Raw genomic sequence first — 6,289 nt, 5'->3', positions numbered from 1 at the left:
GGGCGTTGGGGTGGGGGCGCTCGGCGCGCCGGCCATTGCACCAACGCGGTCGCGCGAAATCAGTGGTGCTTGTCGCTGCGGGCGATCGCGAGGAGGTGCTCGACTTCCTCAGGATACTTCTTGAGGTTGTTCTCGTGCCAGCGCTTGATGATCCACATGCAGCCCGCCACCACGAGGCCGAAGGCGCTGATCGCGCCGTAGGCCGACAGGCCCAGGCCCGTGCACACGCTGTAGAAGCCGCCCAGCAGAAGGATGCAGGCCTGCTCGTTGAAGTTCTGCACGGCGATGGAGCGGCCCGCGCCCATCAGGTTGTGGCCGCGGTGCTGCAGCAGCGCATTCATCGGCACCACCAGGAAGCCGCCCAGGCCGCCCAGGATGATCAGGAACGGCACCGCCAGCCAGACGTTGCCGATGAAGTTCATGCAGATCACCATCAGGCCCATCGCGATGCCCATGGGGATCACGCGCGTGGCCATGTCCAGCCGCATGTACATCGAGGCCACGATGGCGCCGACCGCGGTGCCGATGGTCACCACGCCGGTCAGCGCCGAGGCCTGGGTGGTGTTGTATTCGAGCGCCACGGCGGCCCAGGCCAGCACGATGTACTTGAGGTTGCCGCCCGCGCCCCAGAACAGCGTGGTGGTCGCCAGCGAGATCTGGCCCAGCCGGTCGCGCCACAGGCGGGCGTTGCAATGCCAGAAGTCGGGCAGCAGGCCGGCCAGGTTGCGCACCATGCTCTGCTCGGGGTTGGAGCGCAGCGGGCGCATCTCGACGCCGGTGTGCGGGATGCGGGTGTTGAACCAGGCCGCGAGCACGTAGACGAAGATCAGCACCGCAATGGCGGCTTCGGCCGGCGAGTCGATGCCGGTGTCGATGAACGGCAGGTCGATGAGCAGCAGCTGGCTGGACACCGCATGGCCCACCAGCATGCCGCCGAGCACGATGCCCAGCAGGATCGAGGCGATGGTCAGCCCTTCGATCCAGCCGTTGGCCTTGACCAGCTGCGACGACGGCAGCAGCTCGGTGAGGATGCCGTACTTGGCCGGCGAGTAGGCCGCGGCGCCCAGGCCCACGATGGAATACGACAGCAGCGGGTGCGAGCCGAACAGCATCATCAGGCAGCCCACGACCTTGATCGCGTTGCTGATGAACATCACCTTGCCCTTGGGCAGCGCGTCGGCAAAGGCGCCCACCAGCGGGGCCAGCACCACATAGAAGACCGCGAAGATCGGCACCAGGGCGGCCCGCTGCCATTCGGGGGCGCCCGAACTTCGCATGAGATCGACGGCAACGACGAAAAGCGCTTGGTCGGCCAGCGACGAAAAGAACTGGGCCGACATGATCGTGTAAAAACCGCGCTTCATCGATGGGCTGGCTGGCCAGAGGGTCTGCTGGCGGTAGTGAAAAAGTGTCGCGTCAGGCGCGAATGGGCGGTTATAGCATGGGGGTACGACGCGAATTCAGGCATCCCCACGGGATTCGACCCCATTCCCGAAGATGCTAAAACGTGGTCTGAAACCACCCCAACACCCGCCATGCCGCGCCCCATTCTCGCCACCGTCCACACCGCCGCCCTGCGCCACAACCTCGACCGCGCCCGCCGCTCGGCCGTCGACGCCCGTGTCTGGGCCGTGGTCAAGGCCAACGCCTACGGGCACGGCATCGAGCGTGTCTTCGAGGGCCTGCGCGGCGCCGACGGCTTCGCGCTGCTCGACCTGGCCGAGGCCGAGCGCGTGCGCGCGCTGGGCTGGCGCGGCCCGGTGCTGCTGCTCGAAGGCGTGTTCGACGCGCGCGACCTGGAGCTGTGCTCGCGCCTGGACCTGTGGCATTCGGTGCACTGCGACGAGCAGATCGACATGCTCGCGGCCCACAAGACCCTCAAGCCGCAGCGCGTGTTCCTGAAGATGAACTCCGGCATGAACCGCCTGGGCTTCTCGCCCGAGCGCTTCGGCTCGGCCTGGACGCGCCTGAACGCGCTCCCGCAGGTCGACGAGATCTCGCTCATGACGCACTTCAGCGACGCCGACGGCCCGCGCGGCATCGAGCATCAGCTCGAGGTGTTCGAGCGTGCCACGCGTGACCTGCCCGGCGAGCGCTCCATCGCCAACAGCGCTGCCACGCTGCGCCATGCGCCGCGCACGCGCGGCGACTGGGTGCGCCCCGGCATCGTGCTGTACGGCAGCGCCCCCGACTTCCCCGAACACGACGCGGCGCACTGGCAGCTGCAGCCGACCATGACGCTGTCGACCCGGCTCATCTCGGTGCAGACGCTGAAGGCCGGCGACACCATCGGCTACGGCTCGCGCTTCGCGGCCGAGGGCCCGCTCACCATCGGCATCGCGGCGGTCGGCTATGCCGACGGCTACCCGCGCCACTGCGACACCGGCACCCCGGTGCTGGTGAACGGCGTGCGCACCCGCATGGTGGGCCGCGTGAGCATGGACATGATCACCGTCGACCTCACGCCCGTGCCCGACGCGCAGTTCGGCGCCGAGGTCACGCTGTGGGGCCGCTCGGCCCTGACCGGCGCGGTGCTGCCCATCGACGAGGTGGCCCAGGCCGCCGGCACCGTCGGCTACGAACTCATGTGCGCGGTCGCGCCGCGGGTGCCCTTCGCACCCGCCGACGAATGACGTGAAGGTTCTTTCCAACTGGCGCTCCGTGCGCCTGTGGGAAACGCAGGTCGAACGCGACCTGCACCGCGATCACAGCCTGCGCACGCACGGCCTGCTGATCGGCACTTTCACGCTGCTGCTGATGTGGGGCGCCTCGGCGCTGCAGATGCACCTGCTGCATGTCGAGTCGCTGGCCTTGCGCTACCTCGTCACGCTCGGCGTGGGCTATGTCGGGTACCTGTGCGTGCTGCGCTGGTGGGCGCAGCGGCTGGTGGAGCGGCGCACCGAGATCGAGGCGCCCGAAGACCTGGGCGGCACCACGGAAGGCGCTGACGATCCGGGGTGCGCGCCCGACGCCGCCGACGGTGGCAGCGCACTCTCCGACGTGGCCAGCGGCGCGCTCGACGCCGCGGGCGGCGCCGACGAAGGCGCGATCATCGTCGTGCCGGTGCTCGCCATCTTCCTGCTGTGCGTGGCCGTCGTGCTCGGCGCGGGCTCGCTGGTGCTGCTGTACTTCAGCTGGGACGCGCTGCTGGCCGTGGCGATCGAGGTCGCCTTCTCCTACGTGTCGGCCCGCGCCGCGGTGCGCGTGGCGCGAGAAGGCTGGCTCATGGCGGCGGTGCGGCTCACCTGGAAGCCGCTGCTGGGGGCGGTGGTTTGCGCGGTGGCGCTGGGCGCGCTCATCGATCACTTCATGCCGCAGGTCCACTCGCTGCCCGAGGCCGTGCGCGTGCTCACGGGGAAGGCACCGCGCTGAGCAGGTGCTCGACCAGCACCCGGCACTTGGGCGGCAGGTAGCGGCTGGGCGGGTACATCAGCCACGCGTGCCCCTGGTAGGCGCCCTGCAGCGCCCAGTCGGGCAGCACGCGCACCACGCGGCCCTCGTCCAACGCCTCGCGCGCCGTGAAGGCCGGCACGCAGGCCACGCCCAGGTCCGCGAGCGCGCCGTCGAGCCGCATCTCGCTGTGGTTGCAGACATAGCGGCCGTCCACCACCACCTCGACCTCGTCTTCACCGTCTTTTCGAAAGCGCCAGTGGTTGTCGCGCTCGTGCTCGCCCAGCGACAGGCAGCTGTGTGCGCGCAGGTCGTGCGGGTGCGCGATGGCGCCGTGGCGCGCCAGGTAGGCCGGCGTGGCGCACAGGATGTGCTCGACCGCCATCAGCTGTCGCGCCACCAGCCCCTCGGGCGGCGCCGTGGTCAGGCGCACCACGAGGTCGACGCCTTCGCGGATCGGGTCGATGTCGCGGTCGGCCACGATCAGCTGCACGTCCACCGCCGGGTATTGGCGCAGAAAGTCGAGCAAGTGCGGGTGCAGCACGCGCCGCGCAAAGGCCTTCGGCGCGCTCAGGCGCACCCGGCCGGCCGGCGTGCGCGCGAACTGCGCGCCGATGTCCATCGCGCCCTGCGCCGCCGCCACCAGCTCGCGGCAGCGTGCAAAAGCCTCGGCACCGGGCTCCGTCAGCCGCAACTGGCGCGTGGTGCGCTGCAGCAGCTGCACGCCGATCTCCTGTTCGAGCCGCTTCACCTGCCGGCTCGCGGCCGAGGGCGTGATGCCCAGCAGGTCGGCGGCGGCCGAGAAGCTGCCCAGTTCGGCGACCCGCACGAAGGTCACCATCTCGGGCAGCACCTTGAGAAATGAATTCGTTCCGACCACGCAAGAGTCCTGTTCCGGCCGACGGCTGTGCGGCCCTGGTGCCGCCCGGAACAATGCGCCTTCTCTTCTTCTTTCAGGCGCCCCGGGCCGCGGGCAGACAGTATGGATTCAAAGGCGTTGCAAGGTGCGGTCCCGACGGGGCGCGGGTGGTGGCCGGCCGGCTTCGGCCCGGCCGAGCTCATGCTGCTGCTCGTGGCGGCGGTCTGGGGCGGCAGCTACGCCGTGGCCAAGCAGGCGACGCAGCAACTGCCGGTGCTCGAGTTCGTCGCGCTGCGCTTCGGCCTCACCTTTCTCGTGCTGCTGCCCGCGCTGCGGCCGCTGTGGCGTGACCCGCAATGGCGCCAGGGGCTCGCCGTGGGCGGCCTGCTGGGCGCCAACCTGCTCGCCATCTTCCTGTGCGAGACCTTCGGCGTCTCGCTGACCCTGGCGAGCAACGCCGCCTTCCTCATCAGCCTGTGCGTGGCGATCACGCCCTTCGTCGAGTGGTGGCTGCTGGGCCGGCGGCCGGCGCGGCGCGTGTTCTGGGCGGCCGGGCTCTCGGCCGTGGGCGCGGCCCTGCTGTCGGCGCCCTCGCTTGCCGACCTGTCGATGGGATGGGGCGATGCCCTCATGCTCGCCGCTGCCTTCCTGCGCGCCGTCATGGTGTGCCTCACGCGCCGGCTGGCGGGCCGCCACAACCTGCCGGCGCTCACGCTGACGGCCGTGCAGTCCGGCGTGATGGCGCTGGGCGCGGCGGCACTCTCGCTGGTGGCCATGTCGGGCGGCGGCGCCTGGCACCTGCCGCCCGCCACGGCCGGCTTCTGGTGGGGCATGGCGTATCTCGTGCTGCTGTGCACCGTGTTCGCCTTTTTCGCGCAGAACCACGCGGCCTCGCGCAGCAGCCCGAGCCGGGTGTCGCTGCTCATGGGCAGCGAGCCGGTGTTCGGCGCGGCCATCGCGGCGCTCGGGCTGGGCGAGCGCATCGGCGCCTGGGGCTGGGCCGGCGGCCTGCTGATCGTGGGCGCCGCCCTGTGGGTCAGCCTGGCGCCTGAGGAGGGCGAACAGAAGCGGCGCCCCTGACGGCGGAAGGGGCCCCGCTGTGCGAGGCCTCCGGCTCGTGGCATCCTCGGGGGCTGCGGCGTTTCGCCGCCCCCCACAACACCAAGGAATGCAGACATGGGCGCGCAATGGAAAGCCAAGCACAAGGACGTGGCCGCGAATGCCAAGGGCCGGTTGTTCGGCAAGCTGGCCAAGGAAATCATGATGGCCGCGCGCAACGGCCCCGACCCGGCCTCGAACGCGCGGCTGCGGCTGGTCGTCGAGCAGGCCCGCAAGGTCTCGATGCCGAAGGACACGCTCGACCGCGCCATCAAGAAGGGCGCCGGCCTCACGGGCGAGGCGGTGCACTTCGACCACGTCATGTACGAGGGCTTCGCCCCGCACCGCGTGGCCGTGATGGTCGAGTGCCTGACCGACAACGTGAACCGCACCGCGCCTGAAATGCGCGTGCTGTTCCGCAAGGGCCAGCTCGGCACCTCCGGCTCGGTCTCCTGGGACTTCGACCACCTCGGCATGATCGAGGCCGAGCCCGCCAGCAAGGACGCCGACGCCGAAGTGGCCGCCATCGAAGCCGGCGCGCAAGACTTCGAGCCGGGCGCCGAAGACGGCACCACCCTGTTCCTGACCGAGCCCGCCGACCTCGACCTCGTGAGCCGCGCGCTCCCGGCCCAGGGCTTCACCGTGCTGTCGGCCAAGCTGGGCTACCGGCCGAAGAACCCGGTCGATCCGGCGAGCCTGAGTGCTGCCGACCTGGAAGAGGTCGAGGCGTTTCTGGCGGCCATCGATGCGAACGATGACGTGCAGAACGTGTACGTCGGGTTGGCGGGTTGAGCGCCTGACATTCAGGGCGACGCTCCCGCCGACGCGGTGCCTTGCTCCGCGAATGTCCCCCGGGGCTTCGCCCCTCCTCCTTGATTTCGCTGCGCAAGGCACCGCATCGGCGTGAGCGTTGGCAGTGCGGCTGTTGATCGGCCGCACAAC

The 6,289-nt window shown here is 70.2% G+C and carries 6 protein-coding genes; 4 read left to right on the top strand and 2 right to left on the bottom strand.

Annotated features, from left to right (window positions below):
• Positions 1-59: 59 nt before the first annotated feature.
• On the bottom strand, positions 60-1,364 hold the full coding sequence (gene lplT, locus AC07YS_RS31790; protein ID WP_062476894.1) for a lysophospholipid transporter LplT: 1,305 nt from the start codon (positions 1,362-1,364) through the stop codon (positions 60-62).
• A 171-nt stretch (positions 1,365-1,535) separates the two neighbouring features.
• On the opposite strand from lplT, the gene alr reads away from it, so the two are divergent.
• On the top strand, positions 1,536-2,633 hold the full coding sequence (gene alr, locus AC07YS_RS31785; RefSeq protein ID WP_095949822.1) for an alanine racemase: 1,098 nt from the start codon (positions 1,536-1,538) through the stop codon (positions 2,631-2,633).
• A gap of 1 nt (position 2,634) precedes the next feature.
• Positions 2,635-3,372 (top strand): hypothetical protein, encoded by a 738-nt coding sequence (locus AC07YS_RS31780; RefSeq protein ID WP_495270341.1) that lies wholly within the window; start codon positions 2,635-2,637, stop codon positions 3,370-3,372.
• Here the strand turns inward: AC07YS_RS31780 and AC07YS_RS31775 are convergent.
• Positions 3,350-4,231, bottom strand: coding sequence for a LysR family transcriptional regulator (locus tag AC07YS_RS31775; RefSeq protein WP_495270342.1), 882 nt, complete (start codon positions 4,229-4,231; stop codon positions 3,350-3,352). The genes AC07YS_RS31780 and AC07YS_RS31775 overlap by 23 nt on opposite strands.
• 141 nt (positions 4,232-4,372) lie before the next feature.
• Here AC07YS_RS31775 and AC07YS_RS31770 point away from each other — a divergent pair, with 141 nt between their 5' ends.
• Both AC07YS_RS31770 and AC07YS_RS31765 read left to right on the top strand, forming a co-directional pair.
• Complete coding sequence (locus AC07YS_RS31770; protein ID WP_495270340.1) at positions 4,373-5,329, top strand: DMT family transporter; 957 nt, start codon at positions 4,373-4,375, stop codon at positions 5,327-5,329.
• A gap of 96 nt (positions 5,330-5,425) precedes the next feature.
• A complete protein-coding gene (locus tag AC07YS_RS31765) occupies positions 5,426-6,139 on the top strand; it encodes a YebC/PmpR family DNA-binding transcriptional regulator (RefSeq protein WP_062476883.1) in 714 nt (237 codons plus the stop codon).
• Positions 6,140-6,289: the final 150 nt, after the last annotated feature.

This window comes from Variovorax sp. GW458-11-26-14-LB1, from assembly GCF_059423965.1.
This window is presented reverse-complemented; position numbering and strand designations above follow the sequence as displayed.

What these genes read in the sequence shown, in the direction of transcription:
- lplT (WP_062476894.1), bottom strand. Translation starts at nt 1,364, where the DNA reads ATGAAGCGCGGTTTTTACACGATCATGTCGGCCCAGTTCTTTTCGTCG.
- alr (WP_095949822.1), top strand. Translation starts at nt 1,536, where the DNA reads ATGCCGCGCCCCATTCTCGCCACCGTCCACACCGCCGCCCTGCGCCAC.
- AC07YS_RS31775 (WP_495270342.1), bottom strand. Translation starts at nt 4,231, where the DNA reads ATGGTGACCTTCGTGCGGGTCGCCGAACTGGGCAGCTTCTCGGCCGCC.
- AC07YS_RS31770 (WP_495270340.1), top strand. Translation starts at nt 4,373, where the DNA reads ATGGATTCAAAGGCGTTGCAAGGTGCGGTCCCGACGGGGCGCGGGTGG.
- AC07YS_RS31765 (WP_062476883.1), top strand. Translation starts at nt 5,426, where the DNA reads ATGGGCGCGCAATGGAAAGCCAAGCACAAGGACGTGGCCGCGAATGCC.